The sequence below is a fragment of the Fuscovulum sp. genome, assembly GCA_035192965.1.
Lineage (GTDB): Bacteria > Pseudomonadota > Alphaproteobacteria > Rhodobacterales > Rhodobacteraceae > Paragemmobacter.
Window position 1 is genome coordinate 2,117,768 of record CP136571.1, and the last position, 26,420, is coordinate 2,144,187.

Genomic DNA, 26,420 nt, shown 5'->3' on the forward strand with positions numbered 1-26,420 from the left:
CCGCCGCCCGAAGGACCATGCCGATGCCCGATCCCATCACCGCTGCCGCACGCGCCACACCCGAACCCATCGCCCGCAAGGTGCGCGGCCTGTCCGATCGCGCCATCGCCTGGCTGTTCGTGGCACCAACCATCTTCCTGCTGTTGGCGATCAACATCTTCCCATTGATCTGGACGGTCCGGCTCAGCTTCACCAACTACCGGGCCAACCGCCCGAACGAAGAGGTGGAATGGGTCGGCCTGCGCAATTACGTCCGCATCCTTACGGATGATGGCATCTGGGCCAACATGCAGACCACGGCCCATTTCCTGTTCTGGACGCTGTTCTTTCAGGTGCTGATCGGCTTCACCCTCGCTTGGCTCATCAACCGGAAATTCAAGGGCAATGATCTGCTCACCACCTTGATCGTGCTGCCCATGATGCTCTCGCCCGCAGTGGTGGGCAATTTCTGGACCTTCCTCTACCAGCCGCAGATCGGCCTTGTGAATTACATGGTCGAACTCGTCACCGGCACCCCGGCCTCCAGCTTTTCCATGCTCGGCGCGGGGGGCTATGCCAAATGGTCCATCATCATCGTCGACACCTGGATGTGGTCGCCTTTCGTCATGCTGATCTGCCTCGCAGGCCTGCGCTCCATCCCCGATTACATCTACGAGGCGGCCGAAATCGACCGCGCCTCCAAATGGCGGCAGTTCTGGACCATCACCATCCCCATGGTGTTGCCCTTCCTGATGCTCGCCGTGCTGTTTCGTGGCATCGAGAATTTCAAGATGTTCGACATGGTGGTCCTGCTCACCGGCGGCGGACCGGGCAACGAAACCCTGCTCGCCTCCATCGACCTGAAGCGTGAGGCGTTCGAAAAGTGGCGCACCGGCTATTCCAGCGCCTATGCCATCATCCTGTTTGTCACGGTCTTCGGCCTCGCCTCCATCTACGTTAAGGCCCTGAACAAGGTGAAAGAAAGATGAGCGCCTATTCCATCACCGAACCCACCTCGCGCTCCAAACTGGTCGCTGGCGTGCTCGTCGTCCTTTACGCCTTCGTCACCCTGCTGCCTTTGGTCTGGATCATCTCCACCGGCTTCAAGTCCGGGCCGGATTCCATCAGCTACCCGCCCAAGGTGCTGTTCGAGCCCTCGCTTGAGGGCTACGTCAACCTCTTCACCACCCGCACCCGCGTCGCGGCCGAAGAGTTCCAGAACCTTCCCCCGGCCGAGACATGGTATGACGAAATCGTCCGCGAAAGCGGCATGGTCATCGCTGGGCCATCGCGCTTTGGCGAACGCTTCCTGAACTCTGTCATCATCGGCTTCGGCTCGACCTTCCTGTCGATCTTCCTCGGCACGCTGGCCGCTTATGCCTTCTCGCGCTTCAAGGTGCCGCTCAAGGATGACATCCTGTTCTTCATCCTCTCCACCCGGATGATGCCGCCCATCGCAGTGGCCATCCCCATCTACCTGATGTACCGCGAATTGGGTCTGTCCGATACGCATCTGGGCATGATCCTGCTTTATACGGCGGTGAACATCTCGCTTGCCGTCTGGCTGCTCAAAGGTTTCATCGACGAAATTCCCCGCGAATACGAAGAGGCCGCGCTGATCGACGGCTACACCCGGTTTCAGGCCTTCCGTAAGGTCGTCCTGCCGCAGGCCGCCACCGGCATCGCCTCCACCGCGATCTTCTGCCTGATCTTCGCCTGGAACGAATATGCCTTCGCGGTCCTGCTCACCTCCGGCACCGCCCAGACCGCGCCACCCTTTATCCCGACCATCATCGGTGTGGGCGGTCAGGACTGGCCCGCCGTCGCCGCCGGGGCCACCATCTTCCTGCTGCCCGTGATGATCTTCACCATCCTTCTGCGCAAACACCTGCTGCGCGGGATCACCTTCGGAGCCGTCCGCAAATGATGTCCTTCCTCAACGGCCTCTTCCGCCTGCGCCGCGGCCCGTGGGAACTGCTGGCCACCATCCTCATCGGGCTGGGTGTCTTCATGCTGATGCAGCCCTTCGCCCTCGCGCTCTATACCTGGAGCTTCCTCGTCACTCTGGCGGGCACGGTGATGTTCATCATCGTCTCGCATTTCCCGGAATAGCCGCGATGCTGGAAAAGCTTTGCCCCATCCTGCCCGCCCGCGACATCGCCCTGACAGAATCCTTCTGGGCGCGGCTCGGCTTTGAAACCGTCTATCGCGACGATGCCGAATACCTTCTGATGAAACGCGACGGGGCCGAGGTGCATTTCTTCCATCACCCCGACCAGAACCCCGCCACCAACGACCACGGCGCTTATCTGCGCCCCGCCGACATAGCCGCGCTGCATCGCGAATGGTCCGCGCTCGACCTGCCCGCCACGGGCATCCCCCGCTACATCCCGCTTTCCGAAAAACCCTGGGGCATGGCCGAACTTGCCCTCATCGACCTGAACGGAAACCTCATCCGCGCAGGGCAGGAGATCTGACTTGGCCGAAATCGTCATCCGCAATCTGCGCAAGGAATTCGGCGCCTTCACCGCCGTCAAAGGCTCCAGCTTCACCATCAAGGATGGCGAATTCTTCATGCTGCTCGGCCCCTCGGGCTGCGGCAAGACCACCACCCTGCGCATGATCGCCGGGCTGGAACTTCCCACCTCCGGCCAGATCCTGATCGACGGCGAAGATGTCAGCATGAAACCCGCCTCACAGCGCGACATCGCCATGGTCTTCCAGATGTTCGCGCTCTACCCGCATATGAACGTGCGCAAGAACATCAGCTACCCGCTCGTCAGTCAGGGCGTCCCCAAGGCGCAGATCGCCGCCAAGGTGGCCGAGGTCGCCCGCATCCTTGGCATTGAATCTATTCTGGACAAGCCAGTGGGCGGCCTTGCCGGTGGTGATCGTCAGCGTGTGGCGCTGGGCCGCGCCATCGTCCGCAATCCAAAGGCCTTCATGATGGATGAACCGCTCGGCGCGCTGGATGCCGAATTCCGCGAACGCATGGCCGAAGAGCTGCGCGCCCTGCATGACAGGATGGGTGCCACCACCGTCTATGTCACCCATGACCAGCTGGAGGCGATGCAGATGGGCGACAAGATCGTCGTGATGAACCACGGCGTTGTCGAACAATTCGGCACCCCGCAAGATATCTATGATCACCCCGCCACGCTCTTCGTGGCCGATTTCATCGGCAGCCCGGCCATGAACTTCCTGCGTTTTGACGGAACCGCAAAGCCGGGCGATCAAAGCGTCACCCTCGGCGGCACCCCCATCGCCCTGCCGGAACTGCAAGAGGCCGCCTCCGGCGCGCTGGTCCTGGGCGTGCGCCCTGAACATGTGGCGCTGGCCGATGATGCCCCCTATCGCGGGCGGGTAGAGGCATCGGAATATCTGGGTACCACCCAGATCGTCACGCTCTCCACCGCCCATGGCCCGGTCAAGGCGCGCATCCCCTCGGGCGAGGTGGCGCGTCTGGGCGAAACCGTGGGCCTGCGGCTGAATGCGCGCACCCTGTCGCTGTTTGATGCCGGATCAGGCCGCGCCTTGCGCACGGCCGCCAATGCGGGGGTGCATCATGGCTGAGGTTGTCCTGTCCGGCCTGACCAAATCCTTTGGCGCCACCCGCGCCCTATCGGATGTGTCGATGACCATTCCTGACGGGTCCTTCGTCGTGCTCCTGGGCCCCACCGGGGCAGGCAAGACCACCACACTACGCCTGATCGCGGGCCTTGACCGCCCCGATGCAGGCGACATCGCCATCGCGGGCCGCTCTGTCCGTGATGACATGCCCGCGCAGCGCGATGTGGCGATGGTCTTTCAGCAATATTCGCTCTACCCGCATCTCACCGTCCGCGACAATCTGGCCTTTCCCCTGCGCTCTCCCGTGATGAACTGGCCCGAGGCGCAGATTTCTAGTAAAATCAATGAAGTGGCCTCCGTTCTTCGCATCGCGCATAAACTCGACAACAAGGCGACCCAGTTGTCCGGGGGCGAGATGCAGCGCGTCTCCATCGGGCGTGCGCTGGTCCGCAACCCGCGCATTTACCTGATGGATGAACCGCTCTCCTCGCTGGACGCCAAACTCCGCGCCGATCTGCGCATCGAGCTTAAACGCATCCATGCCGAACTGGGGGCCACCTTCCTTTACGTGACCCATGACCAGATCGAGGCAATGACGATGGCCACCCATGTCGGCGTGCTGGATCAGGGCCGCCTCGTGCAATTCGGCACCCCGCGCGAGATCTATGAAAACCCCGTCTCCGCCTATGTAGCCAGCCGCCTGGGCCAGCCGCGCATCAACCTGTTGCCCGCCAATGCTTTCGGGGCCGCACCTGCCGGGGCGGCACAGATTGGCCTGCGCCCGGAACATGTGGCGCTGGGCGACGGCCAGCCCGCGACCGTGCGCCGGGTGGAACATCTGGGCGACCAGACCCGCCTGCACCTGACCATGGGCGGGCATGAGATCATCACTCTGGCCGATCCCCATACACCGCTTTCCCCCGGCGACAGCCTTTCCATCCGCCCCGACAACCCGCTCTGGTTTGACGCCAGCGGCAACCGCATCTGACAGGAGCCCGCCATGAAGCAGTTCATGAACAGCAAGGAAACCCTGGTGACCGAGGCGCTGGATGGCCTGATCCGCACCTCCAACGGGCGATTGGCGCGGCTGGATGGCTATCCGCATATCAAAGTCGTGGTCCGCACCGATTGGGACCGGTCCAAGGTCGCGCTGGTGTCGGGCGGCGGCTCGGGCCATGAACCCAGCCATGCCGGTTTCGTGGGGCAGGGGATGTTGACTGCCGCCGTCTGCGGCGATGTCTTCGCCTCACCCTCTGTCGATGCCGTTCTGGCAGGGATTCTGGCGGTGACGGGCAAGGCTGGCTGCTTGCTGATCGTCAAGAATTACACCGGCGACCGCCTCAACTTCGGCCTCGCCGCCGAACGGGCGCGGGCTTTCGGGCTCAAGGTTTCCATGGTCATCGTCGATGACGATGTGGCCCTGCCAGATCTGCCGCAGGCGCGTGGGGTGGCGGGCACGCTGTTCGTCCACAAGATCGCCGGGGCCATGGCCGAAGCCGGGACCGATCTCGACACCATCTCAACCGCCGCCCGCCGCATCATCGACGGGGCCATTTCCATCGGCATGTCGCTCGATACCTGCACCGTTCCGGGCTCGCCCAAGGAAGACCGCATCAGCGCGGGAAAGGCGGAACTGGGCCTTGGCATCCATGGCGAGGCCGGGGTGGAACAGGTCGATTTCTCCGGCGCCCGCGCCGCCATGGCCATGGTCGTCGACAGGCTGCTTCCCCGCCTCGGTACCGGCGATCACGTGGCGTTGTTGAACAACCTCGGCTCCACCACGCCGCTTGAAATGTCGGTGCTGGCCGAAGAACTCGCCCGATCTGCCATCGGTGACCGTGTCAAATGGATGATCGGCCCCGCCCCCCTGATGACATCGCTCGACATGCACGGCTTCTCCGTCTCGCTCCTACCGGTCACGCAGACCGAGGTGGCGCACCTCTCCGCCCCCGCCGCCCCCCCAGCCTGGCCGCCGCTGGCCACGCTGGCCCCTGTCGCCACCCGCCCGCTGCCCGATGGTCTGGCCCCCATCCTGCCCGTGCCTTCCCCCCATCCCGCCCGCCGCGCCCTGCTGGACCGCTGCTGCCAGGCGCTCATCGCCTGCGAGACAGACCTGAACGCGCTGGATGCCAAGTCGGGTGACGGCGATACCGGTTCCACCCTCGCCGGGGCTGCCCGCGCGCTGCAATCCGCGCTGGACAGGTTGCCGTTGGCCGATCCCACCCAGCTTTACCGCGCCATCGGGATGGAGCTGTCGCAAACCATGGGTGGATCCTCCGGCGTTCTGCTGGCCATCTTCTTCGCCGCCGCCGGCGATGCCTCGGCCTCTGGCAAGGATTGGATCGGCGCGCTGTCCGCCGGCCTTGACCGCGTGATGCAAGTGGGCGGTGCCGCCCCCGGCCACCGCACCCTGATCGACGCACTCGCCCCGGCCCTTGCCGCCCTGCCACAAGGCGTCGCCGCCGCCGCCGCCGCCGCCCGCGCCGGGGCCGACAGCACCGCCCAGATGACCCGCGCTAAGGCGGGCCGCGCCTCCTATCTCTCGGCAGACAAGCTGGCAGGGTATAACGACCCCGGTGCCGAAGGCGTTGCACGACTTCTTGAAACCCTCGCCGCAGGCTGACCCCTTACATCGACGGGCATTCCCGCTATGGTGCGCGCATGCCCGTCGATCCCGCCTCAATCTGCGTCCTCGCCAACCCCGGATCGGGCCGCGCCAGCCGTGACGGCACCGCGATCCCGAAGGCGATGGCCGTCTTTGGCCCCGATGTCCCCCTGCGCCGCCTGACCGAAGGCGAAACCTTCGCCGATGCGGTGAAACAGGCTCTCGCCGACGGCTTCACCACCATCGTCGCCGCTGGCGGCGATGGCACCGTGACCGGCATCGCGCAGGCGCTTCTTGGCACAGAGGCCAGCCTTGCCATCCTGCCCCTTGGCACCTTCAACTTCGTCTCCCGCGGCCTTGGCCTGTCCGAGGATCCCGAAGCCGCCGCCCGCGCCATCCTCGCCGGTCACCCGCACCGAATTTCCGTGGGCACCGTCAATGACCAGCTGTTCCTGAACAATGTCAGCCTCGGCCTTTACCCCCGCATCCTGTCAGAACGTGAGGCGATGTATGCCCGCTGGGGCCGCTTTCGCGTGCTGGCCTATTGGACAGTGCTCGCCACCCTGATCCGCGCCCAACGCACGCCCTCCTTCACCATCGAAACCGAAGACGGCAGCCGCACCCTGCGCACGCCCCTGATCTTCATCGCCCGCTCGGCCTATCAGTTGGAACGCTTCGGCCTGTCTGGGGCCGACATCATCAGCGATGACCGCTTCGCCGTCTTCATCGCCCGCTCCGGCACACGCTGGCACCTGATGAAACTGGCTTTCCACCTTGCCCGCAAGCGGCTGGATGCAGGCACCGATGTGGAACTGTTCAGCGCCCATAGCCTGACGATCCGCACCCCGCGCCGTCGCCCCCGTGTGGCCTTTGATGGGGAAAAGCGCCGGATGCTTGCCCCGCTCAGCTTCAAGATCCACTCCGATGCCCTGTCCATCGTCATCCCGGATGTGCAGGATCGCGTCACCCCATGACGCGCATCATCCACCTGTCCGATCCGCATTTCGGCACCGTCCCGCCGGATTTGCCCCGCGCATTGGCCGCCACGCTGGCGACCCTTGCCCCCGATGCCGTGGTCTTGTCGGGTGACCTGACACAGCGCGCACGTCCCGGCCAATTCGCCGCCGCCCGTGATTTCATCGCATCCTGCCCGTCGCCGCTGCTGGCCATCCCCGGCAATCACGACATTCCCCTGTTCAACCTGCCGCTGCGCCTGCTGGCCCCGTGGCGCAACTGGAACCGCGGCCTGTCGCTCCCGTTGGAAGGGGAAGTTACCACCCCCCGCGCCCTGATCGCCGGGATCAACACCGCCAACCCCCACGTATGGAAGGATGGCCGCATCCACCCCGCGCAACTGGACCGCCTTGCCACGCTCTTCGCCCGCGCGGGGGATCGCCGCCGCATCGTGGCGCTGCATCACCCGCCCGAACCGCCCAACAGCGAGGCTCCCTCGCTGGCGGGCGCGGCCGTGGCTGTGGCGGCCTTCGCCCGGATGGGTGTGGATATGCTGTTGTCAGGCCATTTGCATTTCACCCATATCGCGCCGCTGACCGCCGCCCCGACCATCCTGTCGGTGCAGGCAGGCACCTGCCTGTCTTCACGTACCCGCAACGATGGCAACGCCTTCTCGATGATCGACCTGACGGATGAAGGCGGGACCATCACCCATTTCCGCGCCGCAAGCGACGGCAGCTTCAAACCCGATGCCGCCACCGCATGGGCGCGCACAGCCGAAGGCTGGCGCTAAAGCGAAACCGTCTCGCCCATATCGGCAGCCCGGATTGCCGCCAACACCATCGCCAGCGTCCCGATGTTATGCGCCCCACTGGGCTCCATCGCCGCCCCACCCGACAGGGCGACAGGCAACTGCCCCTGAAACGCCGCCACCGAATCCTGTATCAGATGCCATGGCTTTGCGCCCCAGACGGGGCAGGGCGGTTCCACCACCCGCTCTTCCACGCCATCCGCGCGGTGCAGGCGCAGGCGAAACCCGTCCTCCAAGGTGATCGACCCGTCATCCCCTTCGATCTGCAACAGGCTTTGCGGAAACGGATCGGGCGACAGCACCGAATGAAAGCTGCATTCCACCGTGCTCACCGCGCCCGACCCGTGCCGGACCAGCGCCTGAAACGCATCAAACCCGGTCACGCGGGGATTGCGCCGCTGCACTTCGCAGGACAGGCGCGTGGCATCGCCCATCAGGTGCCGCACCATATCAAACAGATGGAGCCCAATATCCGTCAGCGCCAGATCGCGCACCTCCGCCAGATAGGGTTGATTGGCATAGATGTCATAGCCATGCCGGAACGACAGGCGCAGCCAGCGCGGCACGCCGATGGCCCCGGCATCCAGCAGGGCCTTCACCTCGCGGATCGGGCGTTGCCAGCGGAAATTCTCATGCACCGCCAGCATCACGCCCCGCGCCTCGCAGGCGGCGACCATGGAAGCGGCATCCTCCAACGTCTCGGCAAAAGGTTTCTGGCAGATCACCAGCCGTGCATGCTGGGCTGCCAGTTCCACCAGCGCGCGGTGTGATCCTACGGTCGTGGCGATATCCACGAAATCCGGGCGCAGTGTTGCCAGCATCTCAGCCGCATCCGTTCCCCAATGGGCAATGCCGAAATCGCGGGCATAGGCTTCGGCCTTGGCTGGATCACGGTCGCAAACCCCGATGATGCCCGCCCCCGGCAAATCGGCCCAAGCTGCCATGTGATTGCGCGCAAAGAACCCGCAGCCAACCAGAACACCGCGAAAATCCATCCTGTCGATCCCCTTCCGGCACGCGGCCCAACTGGCTCACTCATTATACCAGTGTCATTCGCCGGACAAGCAAACCGGGCGGTGACCGTGAACGAAACCTGAATCGAGGGTGCGTCGCGTATGCACAGCTGTCTGCACAGGCGTCTGCACCGCCTGCTGCACAGCCAAAATAATCAATTTGGGAAAAACAGGGTAGGGCAAGGCGTGTGAAACGCCTAGCTGAAAGCCATCTAGGGCCAGGTAGCCGCTGCGCCTATTCCTCGACCGTGATCTGTGCCATCCGCCGCTCAATCCGCCGCCGACGCACCTCATAAAGGATCGCCATGATGATCGTTATGCCGATCATGATCACGGCCAAGGCATTGATCGTGGGCGTAATTCCAGCGCGCACTTTCGAGAATACATAGACCGTCAGCGTATCCGCCCCGCCGCGCGTGAACTGCGTCACGTTGAAATTCTCGATGGATTGAAAGAAGGCTACCGCCGCCCCGGCCCCGATGGCGGGGTAAAGATGCGGCAGCAGGATGCGCTTCATCACCTGCCCATGGCTCGCCCCCAGGTCCAGCGCCGCCTCTTCCAGTGCAGGATCAAAGCTTTGCAACCGCGCCAGCACCAGCAGCATCACCATGGCGGCGATGTAACTGACCTGCCCCAGCACCGAAAGATGCAGCCCCGGTGGCACACCGATCTTGTTCCACATCAACAGGGTAGAAATCCCGATGACCGCGCCGGGGATCAGGATCGTGGAAATCATCAACCCGTAGATGATCGACCGCAACCGCCCCGAAATGGAGTTGATCAAGATCGCCGCAGCCGTCCCCACAATCACCGCCAGCACGGCTACTGCCAAGGCCACGACAATCGTATTGCGAAAGGCGATCCACATCCGCTCATCCGCAGCCAGTTCCACGAACCACCGCCCCGTCGTGCCTTTCCATGGCACGATAGACGGCAGCTTGCTGTCATTGAACGCCGCCCCCGCCATCACAAGTAACGGAATAAGCAGGTAAATCAGGAAAGCGCCCATATACAGATGGGCAAGGGATTGTCTGAACTTGTACATCTCCCGCCCCCCTTATTTCGCGATGTCAGACAGCTTGACGCGGAAAATCCACATCACGACGCTGACAAAAACGGTGCAGAGGAACAGCAGCAGGAACGCATAGGCCGATGCCGTATTCCAGTCGAGCGCGTCATTCATCCATTGCTGGATCGTCTGCGTGAACCATTGCGACGTTGTCGATCCCAGGATCGACGGCACCAGCAAGGACCCCGCCGACAGCATGAACACCATCACCGCCCCTGATGCGACACCCGGCTTGGCATGGGGCAGCACGATCCGCCAATGGATCTTCCACCACGGCGCCCCCAGATCCTCGGCCGCCTCGATCTGGTTTGTGTCCAGCGAAGAGATGGCGTTGTACAGTGGGAACAGCATGAACAGGATATAGGTGTAGACCAACCCGATCATCACCGCGTCGTAATCCGTGATCCACCGCACGGGTTTTTCGATGGCCCCGATAAACAGCAGCAACGAATTCAGCGGTCCCTTGAATGCCAGAATGATCCACCAAGCAAAGGCGCGCAGCACCTCGGACACCCACAAGGGCACGAACAGCAAAAGCATCAGCGTCGGCAACGACCGGGGATTGACGATCTTCGCCATGTAGTACGCCACCGGATAGGCAAAGGCGAAGCACAGCAGGGTGACAACAACCGAATACCAGATCGTCAGCGAAAAGGTCATCACGTGGACCGGCACCGTGATCGGCATGCCAAGGATCGAGGTTTCGATCATGCCATCGAAAACCTTCAGGTAGTTGTTGACCGAATAGGTATCCCGCGGCCCGCCGATTTCGGTCACAGGCAAATAGGGCCGGAAGGAACTTTCAAAGAGCGTGATGTTGGGGATGATGACAAGGATCAGCAACCAAAAGGCCACGATCAGGCACATCAACCCTGTCAGCCCAAGCCCGTAACGGCGGATCAGGTCCTGCATGGCTTACCTCTTTGTATCGGCATCGGGCAGGATGGCGGCGCGGTTGGCGTCAAAGCCCATCCAGACCTGATCGCCAATCGCGGGGATCGCGGCTGATCCGTCATTGCGCAATTCCGCGACCATCTTCATGCCGCTGTCCGATACCGCATGGATGGCGATGAAACTGCCTTCAAACGACACTTCCTCTACCATCCCATGCACCCCGTTTTCGGGGGGGGCGGTCTGGCTGATGATCGTGTGTTCCGGGCGCACATAAAGCTTTACACCCTTGCCGGAAACGCCCTGCCCAATGCGGGCGCGGAAGCTGCCATGCGGTGTCGACAGGCTTGCCATGCCTTCGGAAACGATACCAAGATCGCCAGTGAACACGTTGTTTTCGCCCACAAAAGACGCAACAAAGCCGTTGACTGGATTGTTATAGATTTCGCGCGGATCGGCGATCTGCTGGATGCGTCCATGGCTCATCACCCCGACACGGTCGGACATGGCCAGCGCCTCGCCCTGATCGTGGGTGATGTAGATGAAGGTCACGCCGGTTCGCTTCTGGATCGCCCGCAATTCCGCCCGCATGTGCTGGCGCAGTTTCAGGTCAAGCGCCGAAAGCGGTTCGTCCAGCAGCATCACCTGCGGCTCCACCGCCAACGCGCGCGCAATCGCAACACGCTGCTTCTGCCCGCCGGAAAGCTGGCTCACCATCTTGTCGCCTGCGCCGGGCAGATCGACCAACGCCAGCAATTCCTCGGCCTTTGCGCGGCGCGTGGCCTTGTCGACCCCCCGCACCTCCAACCCGAAAGAGATATTTTCCCAGATCGTCATCAGGGGAAACAATGCCAGATTCTGAAAGATCAGCGCAGTCGGCCGTTGGTTGGGCCGCTGCCCGCGCATATCTTTGCCGCCGATGCGGATCACCCCCTGCGTCGGTTCTATGAACCCAGACACCATCCGCAGGATCGTGGTCTTGCCACAGCCCGACGGCCCAAGGAATGAGAAGAACTCTCCCGGTTTTATGGACACATTCGCATGGTCAACCGCGCGAAAGCTGCCAAAGTCGCAGCATACGTTATCAAGATCAATTCCGGCGCTCATCGCGTCGTGGTCCCCTGTCGTGGCGTGTTTTCTTTTGTTCGTTTTGATCAGGCTATCAGGCCTGTTCCGCCGCGCAATCTGTATTGCCAGATTGCATCGCCAGAACTGTCCCGCCAGCGCAGGATGCCTCGCAAATGAACACGCCGGACCAAAGGCCCGGCGTGCTGTCACTGTAAGACCGATCAGGAGGCCTTGTACTTGTCAGCGTATTCCGACCGCTTGGCCAGGAACTCGGCCGACTGATCCGGCCACCACCACAGTTTCGACAGCGCTTCATCGTTGAAGGTGCCGTTGTAATAGGCCGACACTTCCGGATCCATGAAGTCGGAAGCGCCTTTGCCAACCGGGTTGGCCGAGAATGCGGTCGCCCACATTGCAGCGCCTTCTCCGGTCGAGATCCACTTCACGAATTCATGCGCCTGATCCACGTTGGTCGCATTCTTCATAAGGACAAAGCCCTGATGCCATGCAATCGCACCTTCGACCGGGGCCACATACTTGTAGCCGTCATTGCGCAGGTTGAAGCCGGTGGAATCCCAGCACAGGCCCAGCGTCGCGCCGTTGGCGGTGAAGCCGGCATTCGCCTCGTTCTCACCCGACCACCACTGCACGACATTGCCCTTGGCCTTGATCGCCTCGGCCAGTGCGATATCCCACAGTTCGACCATGGCGCCCATGTCGGTATAGCCATCCATCCACGGACGCGGCAGCTTGCCCTGTGCATCCAGCCAGCGGCCCATGGCAGCCAGCGCCGAATGCGGGCGAACCACGACCTGGTTTTCCGCGCTGAACAGATCGCCCAGCGACGGCGGATCGGACAGAACGGCATCCGCCTCGTTCACGACCAGCGATTCCGTGCCCCAGACCGACGGTACATACAGCAGCGCGCCATCCTTGCGCGAACGCTCGCCCGCCGCGCCATCGGCCAGACCCGGCAGATAGTTGGCCATGGCCAGCTTGGATTCGTCGAACGCGCCCAGAAGGCCGTTGTCGTTCCACGCGCCGACGCGGTCGATCGTCGGCTCGATCAGGTCGATCCCGCCCGCTTCCAACGCAACTTTGGCATCGGCGAACATGGTGTCCTGATCGGGCAGTTCCTTGAAGTTCATCTTGATGCCGGTCGCGGCTTCAAAAGCCGGGAACACCTTTTCCGCAAACAGCGGATAGCCTGCCCAACCGGTAAAGTTCAGCTCGCCCGACGAAGCCAGCGCCTTGCGCGACACGATCGCCGGTGCAGCCAGCGCGCCGATCCCAAGGGCGGTACCCTTGAGCAGCGTGCGGCGGTCGAGGGTGGAGGTGGTTCTTTTCATCATAGCTCCCCTTGTTGTGGCCCGGTGCAGGTTGTCTTGCACCTGGTTAGCGGACCGTGCCTTGCTGGCCGATCTTGGCGGTATTGGTCGCACGATTCGCAAAAGACTCAAAAGAAGATTTCGTGAACTTTCGTCGATCTGGCGCTGCCCAGCCACTGACTGCCCCAAGTTTCCGCGCTTGGGCCATGGGGTTGCGATCAGGGGTTGTGCTGGCGCGGCTCGCTCAACCCTGCGGTCAGCCAGCCATGGCCTGCCTTTCCGGTTTGCTTGTCAGTGAAGGCTTCGCGCCACAGTCGTCCTTTGCCATTGCGTCAGGCCCGCGCGCGATTTGACCGGTGGCGGATCGGAACGTATGATTTCCGCAAAGGCACCCCGGTCAAGAGGGTGGTAAAACGTTCGGGCAGGGGCGGTGGGCACGTGGCAAGAGTGAGTGGCGCGATGTATGAGTATCTGGCCCGCCCCTGTGCGGACTTATCCCATGAATGACGAAACGCCCGCTGAACGCCCTGCCAAGAAGGTGGCCGTAAAGGTTCCTCCTGTGGTGAAGGATCTGGCCAAGGCCGCTGCCAAGGATCGTTTCCTGTATCGCGGTGGTCTTGTTGATGCCTGGTTCGAGGCGCGGCCCGGTTCGGATATTCTTGCCGTCACCTTCGACAACCTTTCGTCCGTGGGCGAATATGATCCGCCGCAACCCTGGCTGCGGTGGCGTGTGGAACAGGCGGGCTTTTCGCTTCTGGGCCTTATGGCCAGCCGCAAGGATTGGTACCGTAACGCGGATACCCCGGCCTTGATCGCCGCCCTGCGCGATGCAGGCGTTTTCGCGCGCTTTCGCAGGGTGGTCTTTATCGGGGCCTCGATGGGTGGCTTTGCCGCGCTGGCCTATGCGCCGATGGTGCCGGGGGCGGCCGTTCTTGCCTTCAGCCCGCAAAGCTCCCTGTCGCGCAGTATTGCCCCGTTTGAACGCCGCTATCGTTTCGCCGCGCGCAAATGGGATTGGTCCGATCCTGCATTTCTGGATGCGGCCGAGGCAGGGCGCACGGGGGGCGAGGTGACGCTGGTCTATGATCCGCTCGTTGCCGAAGACCGCGCCCATGCCAAGCGGATTACCGGGGCAGGGGTGCGGCATGTGCCGGTGCCGCTGATGGGGCACCGCGCCATCCGACAAATAAAGGAAGTGGGCGGTCTGCAAGAGCTGATCGAAGGTGTTGTCCGGGGCACGCCCGACTGGCCGATGTTCTGGAAAACCTTCCGCGCCCGGCGTGGTCAGGTTCCGTGGCAAAGGGCGCTGGTGGCCGAGGCCACGGCGCGCGGTCATGCGGGTCTTTTGCCTGGGGCCATGGCTGCCCTGCGCCGGACCAACCCCGAAAGCGGCTTTGCCCGCCGCGAAGCGCGTCGCTTGCAACGGGCGGCACGGGCAAAACCGGTTGCCGATGAAACCGTGCTGGAACGCCGGATCGTTGTGACCGATGGCGCGCCATCCGCACCGTTCGAAGGGCTGATCCTCGATCTGCCGCAGGCTATTTTTGTTCCCGAACGCGAAGGTGATGGCAAGCTGGCATCCGGCATTCTTCGCGCGGATGGCAGCTATTGCGCCCTGTCGCAGGGCTGGATCCGCGCGCGCAAGCCGATGCCAGCCCCAAGCCTGCAGCGAGCGGAGCAGATCAAACCTCTGCCCGGCACCCATCTGTTCGGTGGCAATTTCCGGGGCCATTTCGGCCACTTCCTTGTTGAATCCACGGCCCGGCTCTGGGCGCTCGACCACCTTCCGGTGCAGCCGGAAAGCATTCTCTATCTGCCCTATCGGGGCGAGGTCGGCCCGATTGAGAAAGTGATCGAAGGGCATGACAGGTTCTATCGTATTCTGGGCATCGACATGCCGGTGCGCACCTACGGAACGCCCCTGCGCGTGGAACGGCTGTTCGTTCCGGAATTGGGGTTCGGTTGGGCGGAACGCTATGCCGGCAGCCCGGCCTACCGCGCTTTCATGCAGGGGCGGCTGCGCGCGGCCGTGGCGCCGGAGGGTGGGAAGAAGCTCTATATCTCGCGCGCGCGTCTTGCCGCCCAGCGTGGCGGCATCCTCGGCGAGACCGTGATCGAGGAAAACCTCGCCCGCGCGGGCTATGAGGTGTTTCATCCCGAAAAACACCCGATTGACGTGCAGATCGCGCGCTATCGCGCGGCGGAACGGATCGTGGCGTTGGACGGTTCCGCTCTGCATCTTGCGGCCTACGTCACCGATCCCGGCACCCGGGTCGCGATGATCCTGCGCCGGTCAAAGGCGTTGGCGGGGGATTACCTGTTGCAATTCCGCGCTTTCTGCGATGTTGCGCTGGATGTCATCAACGTGGTCCGCACCGATTGGGTATCGGGTGGATCGAACCGAGTGGATTTCCGGTCGGTGGGCGAAATCGACTTTGCAGCCCTCTTTCAGTCGCTGGTCGCCGAGGGTTATGTGACCAAATCCTTCCGCCCCCATCTGCCAGACGCTGCTGCCATGTCTGCGATGCTGGCGGATTTCGCTGCCCGCCGGGGGGGCGACATGCGCGCGTTGGGGCAGGATGAACCCCATGCCGACGAAGAGGATGCGTGATGGAAAGGCTGACGTTTTTCTTCATCGTCGAACCGCCCAAGTATCAGCTGATGGCCTGCTATCTTGCAGCGTCTATTCGCGAAGCTTTTGGTTCGCAGGTCGCCATGATCGGCTATTGCCCGGCGCACCGGATGGCAGAGATTGATCCGGATGTGGTCACCACCCTCGGTAAGATGGGATGCGATCTGCGCCCTATGGAAACCGAAGGTGCCTTTGACCCGCCCTATCCGCATGGCAACAAGATGGTGGCCACGCTGCAACCGCGCGACAGCGAGTACAGTTGTTTTCTGGACTCCGACATCCTGTTCTTGCGCCCCAATGACCCGGCCAACTTGATCCATGAAGGCCATGTCAGCCTGACCCCCGCTGCATCGATGGGTTGGGCGGGGCAAGAGGTGTGGACACTGATCTATGACACGGCCGGGCTTCCTATACCGGAAGAACGCATCCGCCTGATGAACCAGAACAAGGGCAAGGACCGGATGCCCTATTTCAGTTCGGGCCTCTTTGTCTTTCCCGAACAGCACCGCAATGCCGAAGGCCTGCGCTTCCCCGAGGTTTGGATGCAGGTTGCCGCCAAGATCGAGGCAGAACCCACGATTCCGGCCAAGCGGCCCTATCTCGACCAAATGACCCTGCCGCTGGCCATCCGCAAGGCTGGGCTGGACTGGCACATGTTGCCCAAAGAGCAGCATTATATTTTGGGCGGCCGCAAGCGGGGTGAACCCCTACCACAGGACCGCGAGATTTTCACGGTGCATTATCGCAATTGGGAAATCGTCAAGGAACACGGCCTGTCGCGCAAGGCCAAGGACATGCTGCAACGCCAGGCAGGCGTCCGGCGGATTGCACAGATGGGCAAGGTTCAGGCCGCAGAGCTTGACCTGAAAGCGGGGGAAGAAGTGTGACGGAAACTGTCGAAATCCAGGAAGGCGAAGCGCAGGCACATTCCGGTGGCCCCAAGCCGGCAAAGCTCTGCACGTCGCTGCCGGGGGTGACTGTCCGCAGCGTGATTTGGGGCGAGCCGATCTTTTTCAATATCACCAAGCCGCGAGACTCGATTCAGAAGCACCATCGTATGGGCCGGTTCTACGAAGAAGAGGAACTGGAAATTATTCGCAGCGCTTGCCCTCCGGGAGCGGTCTTTGCGGATATTGGGGCGAATATCGGTAACCATTCGCTTTTCGTCGCGAAATACTTGCGCCCGGCCAAGCTGATCTGCTTTGAGCCAAACCCGGCCGCCATTCAGCATCTTCTGGCCAATCTTGGCCTGAACGGGGTTCTTGACCTGTGCGATCTGTCGCATCTGGGATGCGGCCTGTCCGATGTCGCCGCTGAGGGGCTGCATATTGATGCGCCAGAACGAAATCTTGGCGGCGGGCGGATGGTCGAAGGCGATGGCGATTTGCGGGTGGCGCGGGGGGATGACCTCTTGCTTGGCAGCGCGCCAACCTTTCTGAAGATCGATGTCGAAGGCATGGAAATGCGCGTCCTGCGCGGGCTTTCCGAGACGATCACAAAGTTCAAGCCGACCATTTTCATCGAAGTGGACAACGAAAACCGCGATGAATTTCTGCGTTGGGTGGATGATACCGGCTATTCCGTGCGGGCGCGTTATCGTCGCTATCGAGCGAACGAGAATTTCCTTTTGGTCGCCAGCCGGCGAAAGGCCCGCCGCGCCGGTGCAGCGGCCGGTCAGCCGCCGACCGACGCGCCGTAACGATCTGTCGCGAGATGCCGGGTTTCCTGTTGCAAGCCATCCAGCATCTTGCGAAAGCAGGCGGCGCAATCGGCATGGGCTTTGGCAACCGCCGGATCGGCAAGCGCGGTTTCCATCATCGCCCTGAGCGCGGGCAGGTGGTGATGCGCGCTTTTGTCGACCTCGTCGTTCTTGTTGAACCGTTTGAGGTATCGGAAATCAAAGCGATCAGACCAGTTCGCATAAAGGCCATCACCGCGCAGGCGCTTTGCTGCCACACGTTCCAGCGCCTTGACAGCATAATGATTGATCTGGGCCAGCTTCCAGTTTTGGCGGCCCTTATCCACCATTTCCTGCGGGTTCCCATTGTCCTTTGTGCCATGCACGAATTCGGCGGGCAGGGGGGATCCGTCCCCTGCCACAAGGCGGACGTGCGGTTGTGCCGCCTCCGGCCAGACGGGGCGATGAATGAAAAGTTGCTCTACGCGGCTGTCCATCCTGTGCAGTGTCTTTACGCTTCGGTTCAACCGAAAGCCCAGCTTTGACGCCTGGGTAAAGCCCTCGATGACCGGCTGGTCGGGGCTGCGGTCATGTCCGCTGTCACCAAAGAGCCGCCAGTTGATCGCCATGCCATCCGCATCTGACAAGGCCCGCAGCAGATCTGGCAGGCGCCGCTCTCCACCATGAACGACGAGGAATTCATCGGCATCCAGCCACAGCAGCCAGGACGCGCCGGTGATCTGCGGGTCGCGCAGGGCGTGGATGGCCACGTCACCCTGCACCGATGCGCCGGAGGCGGGGCTGTGCCGATGATGAACCAGCCAGCCGATCTGTTGCAGCGCATCCAGCAGCAGGTCGCTTTTATCCGTGCAATCGTTTGACCAGATGATGATCCGGTCAAACCCCAAAATCCTATGCCAGGCGACCCATTCAAGAATGTCCGGCCCTTCGTTCCGCATCGCGGAATAAAGGCAGGTTGTCATTCTTCCAGCGCTTTGCTGGGGTCTACGCCTTCGATCTCGCACATGCGGGCGGCATAGGAATTGGGCAGGGGTGGGTTGCGCCGCCACCACGGTTTGGTGCCGTTGGTATAGAGGTGCACCGAGAGCGTGTTGTCGGTGAAATGCCCTTCGACCCGGCCGTAGGGATCATAGAATACGTCGTTCAACTGAAACGGTACCGGATACAGGTAATCCGGCGACAGAGCCTTTTCGTAATCGCCGGTCTGCTGGGCAAACCACGTAAAAGCCTGCGGCCCGAAAGCCGTGCGTTCGGCGTTGTAGATGCGCACGGCCTGCGGCAGGCTGCGATCCTGTTTTTCCAGTTTCTTGCGTTGCTGCTTGTTAAACCAAGCCGGTGCCTCTGGCAGGTTTTCGTAGTAATCAAGCAGTTGCTCGATCAACTCGCCTTTCGGCGGGATATATACAACGCCACAGTTCAAAGCGCCGCGAAAGCCATGTCCTGCAAAGATGTTCTGCATCTCATCGGGGAAGGGCTTGTGGCAATAGGCATCACAATCGATCCAAACTGCATCGATCGCCTGAATCATCTTGTAGCGGAACACGTTCGACAGAAAGGATTCCGATGTCTGCGACACGATATCCATGTCGATCTTCATCACATCCGTCGCCTTGCGCACCTCCACCCCGTCAGGGACGTTCGACACGTCATGCGTGCAGTAAAGGATCGTCGGATGGCCGTTCCGCACATGCGACAACAGGCAGAGCTGGTTCAGATAATGGAGCTTTTCGCCGATCCACAGGGATGCGACGGGACGGCGCTGGGGTACTGACATCTTGCCTCACTACGCCCGGATTGCCGGGTCTCTTGTCTTTCGCAGAACATGCCTGAAAGCGTTTTGCCTGTCCACGATTTCGCTGTCAGCAAGTGTCGAAAATCACGGACTGTCACCTTGGACTTTCCCTGCGGGCGTTCGCCCGTATCCCCGCGTAAGGACGGGATCAAAGCCGAATTGCGGGCCATGCCACCCTGCCTGATGCAGGGCGGATTCGATTTGCGCCAGATCCGGGTGCCATTTTTCGATCCAGCGTCCTGTCAGGAATATCTGTTCCGGCATCGGGTTCAGCAAAGGCAGTGCATCAATCAGCGCGTTAGGTGTCACGGCGGGGTGGGCAAGGATAAGCGCGTTGGGCACAACGCTGGCGATAAGATCGCGGATCGCCGTCACCGGATCGTCTTGAAGGCTTGTGTCAAGCAGGCGGAAGCGGTCTGAAAACTCTCGCCCGTTATGGGCGCAAAGCCGCGTCAGAACCTGGCGCAGGCCGGGGTCATCCTCCACCATGGCAAGCGTCAGATCGGGCCTCACCCGCGCCAGATGCGCCGACAGGAACCCGCAAGCTGCCCCCAGATCCAGAACCGTAGCCCCCTTTGGCAGGACCGAAGGCATCCGTCGCGCGATGCCGCGTTCGAACTTGCCGACTTCGATCACCGCAAGCGCAGAGGGTGAAAACACCCTTGGGTCAAGCGGCACCTCGACTGTGTGGTTCTGCCGCCAGTCCAGCGCAACCTCTGCCGTCACATCAATCCGGCCCGAGACATAGCTGCCCATCGGGGTGACAACGGGCTTTGGTTCGGCAGGTGCGGATTTGCGGTCTTCGCGCGCCTTGGCGTTGCGTCGCTTTTCCACATCGGACATCAGCGCCGCGATCTTTTCCTTGTCGCGGGCCTGGGGCGGTTTTGCGGTGATCTGGGTGATCGGCACGGCTGATGCCTTGGCCAGATCGGCCACAAGTTGATGATAGGCCTCGGTCTGCCGCAATTCGGCTAGTCGCGCCTCGGCCCGGTCGACGGCAGCATGATGCAGCTGGTTCAGCACCGGGTCTTGCAGCAGTTGCGCCATGATCGCGTTGCGCTGGTCGCTATAGCGCAACATCGTGTCATCGTGCACCTCGTTGCGGTCTTGCAGCGACCAGTAGTCGGAATTGTACTTGTCTTTCTTGTTGTTGACGTTGCCGCGCATCTTGCGGATCGCATAGCTGTCGACCGACTTCACCGCGTAATGGTTCAATTGCACCCAGTCATAGCCGACCGTTCGCGTGATGGACCGCCAGCCGCGAAACTTGAAGTAATCCTCCATCTCGCGGCCCGACCCGTTCAGCCATTTCACCGTATCGGGGAAGGGCGTGTCGATATGGCGGTTCTTCATCTTGGGCCGATGGATGCCCAGTTTCCAGTAGTCGGGATCAAAGCAGAACAGTGTCTTGACGCCCCAGCCCTTGTTCCACATCGGGGGCGCGGCATAGAGATACTGCTCAGTCACTGGCGCCCGCGACCAATCCACCACACCACCCGATCCGAAGATGCGCCATGTCACAACGATGCCATTTGCATCCTGCGCCCTCGCGGCAGTAATCAGATCGTCCAGCGTGCCATCGCCATAGCGGATGGACAGAAATTCATCGGCATCAAACACCATCACCCAATCGGATTTGCACACGACTGGTTCGTCCTGCGCATGGTTCAGCGCGCTGGGCTGTGGGCGCAGACCTTCGGGGATGACATTTCGGCGATGATGGGCAAGGCCAAGCTCTTCGAGCCGGATCAGCATGTCATCGGTGCCGTCGGAACAGTCATTGGTATAAACAACCAGATCGGTGAATCCGATGGCCAGATGATGCGCGATCCATTCGATCACGAAGGGGCCTTCATCCTTCATCATCGAAACTGCGGTGACCTGCCCATGCGGGCTGGCATGGCGTTTCAGGCCAAAGGGCACGCTGCCCCACAGGTCGGATGCCCCGCGCGGCTTCTTTGCCTTGCGCTCCGCCTTCATGTTCGACCCTTGCACCGTTTCACCGTCTCCGTGATGCCCTGTTGCCGCAGGCGGCGTCAAGCATCCTGCGCAACCCCTTGCCAGGCTGGACCGGGCGGATGTGGCACCCTAGCATGCGCGGGTTAACGAGTTTCGGGGGCGGGGATGCCATCACAGATGAACAAGAACGTGCAACGCCGCATCAACGAATTGATGTCGGGCGAGCCGACGCCGCAGCGGCTGAATATGGCGTTGCGCCACCTGGCGAAATGGCGGGCGCATGTGCTTGAAAACGCGCTGGTGGAACGATCTGGGGAACGCGTGCTGTCCGGGCCATTCCGCGGTATGGTCTATCCGACGCGCACCTCTGAAGGATCGCGGAATCCGCGCCTGATCGGCTGTTATGAAGCAAGCCTCGCGCCTGTGATCGAGGATATCATCGCCGCTGGCTATGACACGGTGGTCGATATTGGTGCGGCAGAGGGCTATTATGCCATTGGCCTTGCCTTGCGGATGCCGCAGGCGCGGGTCATCGCCCGCGACACGGATGAAAACGCCCATGCCGCCTGTACTCAGATTGCCGAAGCGAATGGGGTTTCCGCGCGTATCGAGATCGGCGGTGCGGTCGGGCATGGCGATTTTGCCGTTCTGATCCATGGTCGTACCGTGATCATCTGCGATATCGAGGGTGCCGAAGACGTCTTGCTTGATCCGGTGGCTGCCCCGGCCCTGCGCGGCGTTGATATACTGGTCGAAGTGCACGAAGGGATGAAGGCCGGGCGCCTTGATTTGCTGACCAAACGGTTCGGCCCCAGCCATGACATCCGCCGAATCGAACGGCATCTGGATGACAGCGGCCTGCCGGGGTGGACCGATGATCTGGGCGATCTGGACCGGCTTTTGCTTTTGTGGGAATGGCGGTCCACGCCGACACCCTGGCTCTGGATGCGCCAGAGGGCGGTGTGATGCGCCCCCCGTCGCGCAATGCTGCGATCTGGTTCGCACCGGATGGGTTTGATCCGGAAAAAGGTGTGAACGGGCGCCGGATGGCGGGTGACAGTTTTCTGCGCGGCTGGTTTCGCCATGCTGCGGTGGAAGAGTGGCTTGCCATTACCCACGGACCAAACGACGCGCAGCTGTTCCGCACCCTTTCCGAGGCGCGCCGTCCCGGCGAGCGCGTGCGGGTGGAGCGGCTGGAAAACGCCCGGGCCATCGCCCCGGTCGGCACGATGTACATTTCCGGTCCGAACTTTGCGACGGAAACCTGGCGGCGCAGCCTTTGGGGCGACACGGCCTATTCGATTTGCGGGATCACGCATACGATTTCGACCAAGGCCGTGATGGAAGGGGCTTGGCACCTGCGGGCATCGCCTCAGGCCGAATGGGATGCGGTGATCTGCACCTCGCGGGCCGTGAAGGCAGCGGTCAGCTTGCAACTGGAGTTGATCGACGATTTTCTGCTTCACCGTTTCGGGGGGCAGGTGCCGCCACGCCCACAGCTTCCGGTCATTCCGCTGGGTGTGGATTGCGATGAATTCCGGCCTGATCCGGCGGCGGGCATTGCCCTGCGGGCAGAGCTTGGGATTGCCGCAGAGGACAGTGTCGCGCTTGTTGTGGCACGCCTGAGCCCACATGAAAAGTTCGATCCCTTGCCCGTCTATCTGGCCTTGCAACGGGCGCAGGCGGGAACAGGGCGGCGTTTGCATCTGATCCTTTACGGCAATTTCCCCGACAGCTATTCGCAGCGCATCTTTCTGGCCCCCGCCCGCGAGTTGATGCCTGACGTCACTTTGCATCATCTTCCGCACGAAGGCGCGGCGCGGCGGCTCGCGGTACTTTCCGCAGCCGAGATGTTCCTGTTCCTGATCGACAACTTGCAGGAAAGCTTTGGCATTGCCCCGGTCGAGGCGATGGCCGCAGGCCTGCCGGTGGTGGCGTCAGACTGGGACGGTATCCGCGATACGGTGGATGGCGGGGCCGGCTTCCGCGTCGCGACAACCGGCGCAAGGCCAGAACATGTCACAGCCACCGGGTTGCGCTATCATGGGGGAACGGACAATTACATCCAATATCTCAGCCAGTTATCCGCCGTCACGCAGATTGATGTAGGGCAGATGGCCGAAGCGGTGCGCAGGCTGATGCTGGATGGTGATCTGCGTGCCCGCATGGGCGCGGCGGGGCAGGCACGGGCGCGGGCGATGTTTGACTGGCAGGTGGTGATCCCCGCGATGCAGGATCTGTTCGCCGAACTTGATTCCATCCGTCGCAGGGCCGATCCGGCGAAGTATCCGCCCATTCCGGCTGCTGCCCTGCCGGTCGCCCCGTCCCCGATGGACTATTTCGCCGCCTTTCCGACGAAACGTCTTCCCAAGGCGCGGCAGTTTCGATGGTCGGGCACCACGACGGTGCCAGTCACGCGAATGCTTGCCTTGCGCGATTATCCGGTGACAAAGCGGATATTCGAAACGCCGGAAGATGTGGCCCGCGTGGCCGACGCGCTCGCTGCGCGCGGAGGCGCAACTGCAGCGGAGATTGCGGCGGAATTGAACACTTCACCGCTGAAGGTGGAGCGTTGCCTTCTCTGGCTCATGAAGTACGACTATGCCGAGGGAGAAACTTCATGACCCAGACAATCCTGATCACCGGCGCAGGCAGCGGCATCGGTCGCGCCACTGCACGCGCTTTCATGGCGGCGGGCTGGCGCGTGGCGCTGATGGGCCGCAGGCAGGCGGCCCTGGAAGAAACGGCGGATGGCGCTGACGCGCTGATCCTGCCCGCCGATGTAGGCGTGCCGCATGAGGTGGATCAGGCTTTTGCCCGCATCGCAGCGGAATGGGGGCGGCTGGATGTGCTGTTCAACAATGCAGGCATTTCCGCCAAGGCCGCGCCGATCGATGAAATCCCGGTCGAGGATTGGCTGCGGCTGTGCCAGGTCAACATCACGGGCATGTTTCTGTGTGCGCGGGCGGCCTTTGGCCTGATGCGGCGGCAAACGCCGCAAGGCGGGCGGATCATCAACAATGGATCTATTTCCGCACATGCCCCGCGTCCGGGATCGGCGCCCTATACCACCTCAAAGCACGCGGTGACCGGGCTGACGAAGACACTTGCGCTGGATGGGCGACGATTTGACATCGCCTGCGGGCAGATCGACATCGGCAATGCCCTGACCGAGATGGCCGCAGCCTTTCCAAGCGGTGTGCCACAGGCGGATGGGGCGATCCGGGCGGAGCCGGTCATGGATGTGGCGGATGTTGCCCGGGCGGTGCTGCACATGGCCAACCTGCCACTTTCGGCCAACATTCCCTTTCTCACGATCATGGCCCGCGACATGCCCTTTATCGGGCGCGGGTGATCACCCTTCGCGGCAGAACATGTCATAGACCAGCGCAATGGTCCGGCTCACTTTGGGGTCCTGGATCGAATAGAAGATGGCTTTGCCTTCGCGCCGGCAATTGACCAGCCCTTCCAGCCGCAACCGCGCGAGTTGCTGGCTGACTGCGGCCTGACGTGTTTCCAGAAGGCGTTCAAGTTCGGTCACGGATTTTTCGCCCGATGACAGATGGCACAGGATCATCAGCCGGCCTTCATGCGACAGCGCCTTGAGAAAGGCCGCCGCAGCCGTCGCGCGCACGGTCATCTCATCGACGGCAAGGTCTGCGCAGCCCTCATCCTGCCCTTCGACAACCTCCGGATCCACAACTGGCACCTGCATCTGCATGTCCTGCTCCATTTCCACCCCTGCCGTTTATCACAATCCAACCCGGCAGGCGATATCGCCGCGCTGCCACAGGTTAACCCGCTGCCAAAGTGAGAGATGTGATCGCAGGCGGCGGATTTAAAGGTTAATTCGGCCCGCCGCACCCCGATTTCTGCCGCCAGATGCTGGGAAGGGCAGGCAGCGGGAATGGAATTGCCGCGTCGGTTGGGGGCTGCGCTTGGCAAAGACGTCGGGTTAGTGTGCGGGGCGACTCAACCGGGATGGATGACATGACGCGACCGCTTTCTGCCTTTACCGCGCCGGGCCGCTTTTGGCGTGGCAACATCCACACCCATTCGACTCGGTCCGACGGGGTATTGTCGCCCGAAGAGGTGTGTCGCCGCTATCGGGCAGAGGGCTATGATTTCCTCGCCCTGACCGATCATTTCGTGGGGATATGGGGCTATCCCATCGTGGACACAGTGCCGTTCCGGACCGACGGTTTCACCACCATCCTAGGTGCCGAACTGCATTCAGGTGCGATGGCGAATGGCGAGTTGTGGCATATCCTTGCCGTTGGTCTTCCTGCTGACTTTGCACCGTCAAACAGCCCGGATTTCGTACCCCGTCCGGATCAGGAAACCGCGGCCGAGATTGCTGCGCGGGCCGTCGCGGCAGGGGCCTTTGTGGCGATTGCCCATCCGCAATGGTCCGGCCTGAGCCTTGCAGATGCGCGTGGCATCACCGCGGCACATGCGGTTGAGGTCTACAATCATGGCTGTGCCACGGGCTGTGATCGGCCGGATGGTTTTGCTATCGCCGATTTGTTGCTGACCGAAGGGCGCAAGCTGACGATGATCGCAACGGATGACGCGCATTTCTCAGAGCCCGACCATTTCGGTGGCTGGGTCATGGTCAAAGCCGAGGCGAACGAACCCGATGCCCTGCTGGCTGCGTTGAAACGGGGGGATTTCTATTCTTCCCAGGGGCCGGAATTGCGCGATGTGCGGATCGAGGGGGATCGGGTTTTGGTGGAAAGCACGGCCGTGTCTTCGGTGATCGTGCAGGGATGGGGAACCGGGGCCAAGGCGGTGCATGGCCATTCGATGACGCGGGCCGAGGTGCCGTTGGCGCGTCTGCTCAACAGCCCGTGGTTGCGGGTGACGGTAATCGATGCGGCGGGCAAGCGGGCCTGGTCGAACCCGTTCTGGCGTGACGTCGAAGGCGGCAATCCGCGGGTCTGAAGCGCAAAATCTTCTGCGAAGATTTTGTCTTGCGAACTTTCTGCGAAAGTTCGGCGATCCTTCGCAGAAGGATCGCCATCCAAGATTTTTCGTAGAAAAATCTTGG

The 26,420-nt window shown here is 62.1% G+C and carries 25 protein-coding genes; 16 read left to right on the forward strand and 9 right to left on the reverse strand.

Going from position 1 to position 26,420, the window contains the following annotated elements:
* Window positions 1-23: 23 nt before the first annotated feature.
* From RSE12_10430 to RSE12_10470, 9 genes are read left to right on the forward strand one after another with little or no spacing between them, the layout of a single operon-like run.
* Entirely contained in the window at window positions 24-968 is a 945-nt protein-coding gene (locus RSE12_10430; protein ID WRH60829.1) for a sugar ABC transporter permease, read from the forward strand.
* Window positions 965-1,906 carry a carbohydrate ABC transporter permease gene (locus RSE12_10435; GenBank protein ID WRH60830.1) on the forward strand — a complete coding sequence of 314 codons (942 nt, stop codon included), beginning with the start codon at window positions 965-967 and terminating at the stop codon, window positions 1,904-1,906. Before RSE12_10430 ends, RSE12_10435 begins: the two co-directional genes overlap by 4 nt.
* Window positions 1,903-2,091 carry a hypothetical protein gene (locus tag RSE12_10440; GenBank protein ID WRH60831.1) on the forward strand — a complete coding sequence of 63 codons (189 nt, stop codon included), beginning with the start codon at window positions 1,903-1,905 and terminating at the stop codon, window positions 2,089-2,091. Before RSE12_10435 ends, RSE12_10440 begins: the two co-directional genes overlap by 4 nt.
* Window positions 2,092-2,096: 5 nt before the next feature.
* On the forward strand, window positions 2,097-2,456 hold the full coding sequence (locus RSE12_10445) for a VOC family protein (GenBank protein ID WRH60832.1): 360 nt from the start codon (window positions 2,097-2,099) through the stop codon (window positions 2,454-2,456).
* Window position 2,457: 1 nt separating this feature from the next.
* Window positions 2,458-3,552 (forward strand): ABC transporter ATP-binding protein, encoded by a 1,095-nt coding sequence (locus tag RSE12_10450; protein WRH60833.1) that lies wholly within the window; start codon window positions 2,458-2,460, stop codon window positions 3,550-3,552.
* Entirely contained in the window at window positions 3,545-4,537 is a 993-nt protein-coding gene (locus RSE12_10455) for an ABC transporter ATP-binding protein (GenBank protein ID WRH60834.1), read from the forward strand. The genes RSE12_10450 and RSE12_10455 overlap by 8 nt, the downstream gene beginning before the upstream one ends.
* A 12-nt stretch (window positions 4,538-4,549) precedes the next feature.
* On the forward strand, window positions 4,550-6,172 hold the full coding sequence (locus RSE12_10460) for a dihydroxyacetone kinase subunit DhaK (GenBank protein ID WRH60835.1): 1,623 nt from the start codon (window positions 4,550-4,552) through the stop codon (window positions 6,170-6,172).
* Window positions 6,173-6,210: 38 nt separating this feature from the next.
* The gene (locus RSE12_10465; protein WRH60836.1) at window positions 6,211-7,128 is read left to right on the forward strand and encodes a diacylglycerol kinase family protein; all 918 of its coding nucleotides are present in this window, start codon (window positions 6,211-6,213) and stop codon (window positions 7,126-7,128) included.
* On the forward strand, window positions 7,125-7,901 hold the full coding sequence (locus tag RSE12_10470) for a metallophosphoesterase (GenBank protein WRH60837.1): 777 nt from the start codon (window positions 7,125-7,127) through the stop codon (window positions 7,899-7,901). The genes RSE12_10465 and RSE12_10470 overlap by 4 nt, the downstream gene beginning before the upstream one ends.
* Here the strand turns inward: RSE12_10470 and RSE12_10475 are convergent.
* From RSE12_10475 to RSE12_10495, 5 genes are all read right to left on the reverse strand, one after another.
* The gene (locus RSE12_10475; GenBank protein WRH60838.1) at window positions 7,898-8,914 is read right to left on the reverse strand and encodes a Gfo/Idh/MocA family oxidoreductase; all 1,017 of its coding nucleotides are present in this window, start codon (window positions 8,912-8,914) and stop codon (window positions 7,898-7,900) included. The genes RSE12_10470 and RSE12_10475 overlap by 4 nt on opposite strands.
* Window positions 8,915-9,167: 253 nt before the next feature.
* On the reverse strand, window positions 9,168-9,977 hold the full coding sequence (locus RSE12_10480; GenBank protein ID WRH60839.1) for an ABC transporter permease: 810 nt from the start codon (window positions 9,975-9,977) through the stop codon (window positions 9,168-9,170).
* 12 nt (window positions 9,978-9,989) lie between these two features.
* A complete protein-coding gene (locus tag RSE12_10485) occupies window positions 9,990-10,913 on the reverse strand; it encodes an ABC transporter permease (GenBank protein WRH60840.1) in 924 nt (307 codons plus the stop codon).
* Between the two features lie 3 nt (window positions 10,914-10,916).
* Entirely contained in the window at window positions 10,917-11,999 is a 1,083-nt protein-coding gene (locus RSE12_10490; protein WRH60841.1) for an ABC transporter ATP-binding protein, read from the reverse strand.
* Between the two features lie 182 nt (window positions 12,000-12,181).
* Window positions 12,182-13,309 (reverse strand): extracellular solute-binding protein, encoded by a 1,128-nt coding sequence (locus RSE12_10495; protein WRH60842.1) that lies wholly within the window; start codon window positions 13,307-13,309, stop codon window positions 12,182-12,184.
* 478 nt (window positions 13,310-13,787) lie between these two features.
* Here RSE12_10495 and RSE12_10500 point away from each other — a divergent pair, with 478 nt between their 5' ends.
* From RSE12_10500 to RSE12_10510, 3 genes are read left to right on the forward strand one after another with little or no spacing between them, the layout of a single operon-like run.
* Entirely contained in the window at window positions 13,788-15,899 is a 2,112-nt protein-coding gene (locus RSE12_10500; GenBank protein WRH60843.1) for a glycosyltransferase 61 family protein, read from the forward strand.
* Window positions 15,899-16,807 (forward strand): hypothetical protein, encoded by a 909-nt coding sequence (locus RSE12_10505; protein WRH60844.1) that lies wholly within the window; start codon window positions 15,899-15,901, stop codon window positions 16,805-16,807. Before RSE12_10500 ends, RSE12_10505 begins: the two co-directional genes overlap by 1 nt.
* Window positions 16,804-17,619 carry an FkbM family methyltransferase gene (locus tag RSE12_10510; protein WRH60845.1) on the forward strand — a complete coding sequence of 272 codons (816 nt, stop codon included), beginning with the start codon at window positions 16,804-16,806 and terminating at the stop codon, window positions 17,617-17,619. Before RSE12_10505 ends, RSE12_10510 begins: the two co-directional genes overlap by 4 nt.
* Here RSE12_10510 and RSE12_10515 read toward each other — a convergent pair.
* The 3 genes from RSE12_10515 to RSE12_10525 form a co-directional block, all read right to left on the reverse strand.
* Window positions 17,595-18,581 (reverse strand): glycosyltransferase family 2 protein, encoded by a 987-nt coding sequence (locus tag RSE12_10515; GenBank protein WRH60846.1) that lies wholly within the window; start codon window positions 18,579-18,581, stop codon window positions 17,595-17,597. The two genes, RSE12_10510 and RSE12_10515, sit on opposite strands and share 25 nt — an antisense overlap.
* A complete protein-coding gene (locus RSE12_10520; GenBank protein ID WRH60847.1) occupies window positions 18,578-19,393 on the reverse strand; it encodes a hypothetical protein in 816 nt (271 codons plus the stop codon). The genes RSE12_10515 and RSE12_10520 overlap by 4 nt, the downstream gene beginning before the upstream one ends.
* Before the next feature lie 102 nt (window positions 19,394-19,495).
* Window positions 19,496-21,391 (reverse strand): glycosyltransferase family 2 protein, encoded by a 1,896-nt coding sequence (locus RSE12_10525; protein ID WRH60848.1) that lies wholly within the window; start codon window positions 21,389-21,391, stop codon window positions 19,496-19,498.
* A 156-nt stretch (window positions 21,392-21,547) separates the two neighbouring features.
* Between RSE12_10525 and RSE12_10530 the strand changes: the two genes are divergently transcribed.
* Genes RSE12_10530 through RSE12_10540 form a run of 3 tightly spaced genes read left to right on the forward strand, consistent with a single transcriptional unit; the run spans window position 21,548 to window position 24,725 of the window.
* Window positions 21,548-22,336 carry a hypothetical protein gene (locus tag RSE12_10530; GenBank protein ID WRH60849.1) on the forward strand — a complete coding sequence of 263 codons (789 nt, stop codon included), beginning with the start codon at window positions 21,548-21,550 and terminating at the stop codon, window positions 22,334-22,336.
* Window positions 22,285-23,994, forward strand: coding sequence for a glycosyltransferase family 4 protein (locus RSE12_10535; GenBank protein WRH60850.1), 1,710 nt, complete (start codon window positions 22,285-22,287; stop codon window positions 23,992-23,994). Before RSE12_10530 ends, RSE12_10535 begins: the two co-directional genes overlap by 52 nt.
* Entirely contained in the window at window positions 23,991-24,725 is a 735-nt protein-coding gene (locus RSE12_10540) for an SDR family oxidoreductase (protein ID WRH60851.1), read from the forward strand. The genes RSE12_10535 and RSE12_10540 overlap by 4 nt, the downstream gene beginning before the upstream one ends.
* Here the strand turns inward: RSE12_10540 and RSE12_10545 are convergent, their stop codons facing one another.
* Window positions 24,726-25,091 (reverse strand): metalloregulator ArsR/SmtB family transcription factor, encoded by a 366-nt coding sequence (locus RSE12_10545; GenBank protein ID WRH64787.1) that lies wholly within the window; start codon window positions 25,089-25,091, stop codon window positions 24,726-24,728. It lies immediately after the preceding gene.
* 269 nt (window positions 25,092-25,360) lie between these two features.
* Between RSE12_10545 and RSE12_10550 the strand changes: the two genes are divergently transcribed.
* Window positions 25,361-26,314: a CehA/McbA family metallohydrolase gene (locus tag RSE12_10550; protein WRH60852.1), complete on the forward strand. Its 954-nt coding sequence runs from the start codon at window positions 25,361-25,363 to the stop codon at window positions 26,312-26,314.
* Window positions 26,315-26,420 lie beyond the last annotated feature (106 nt).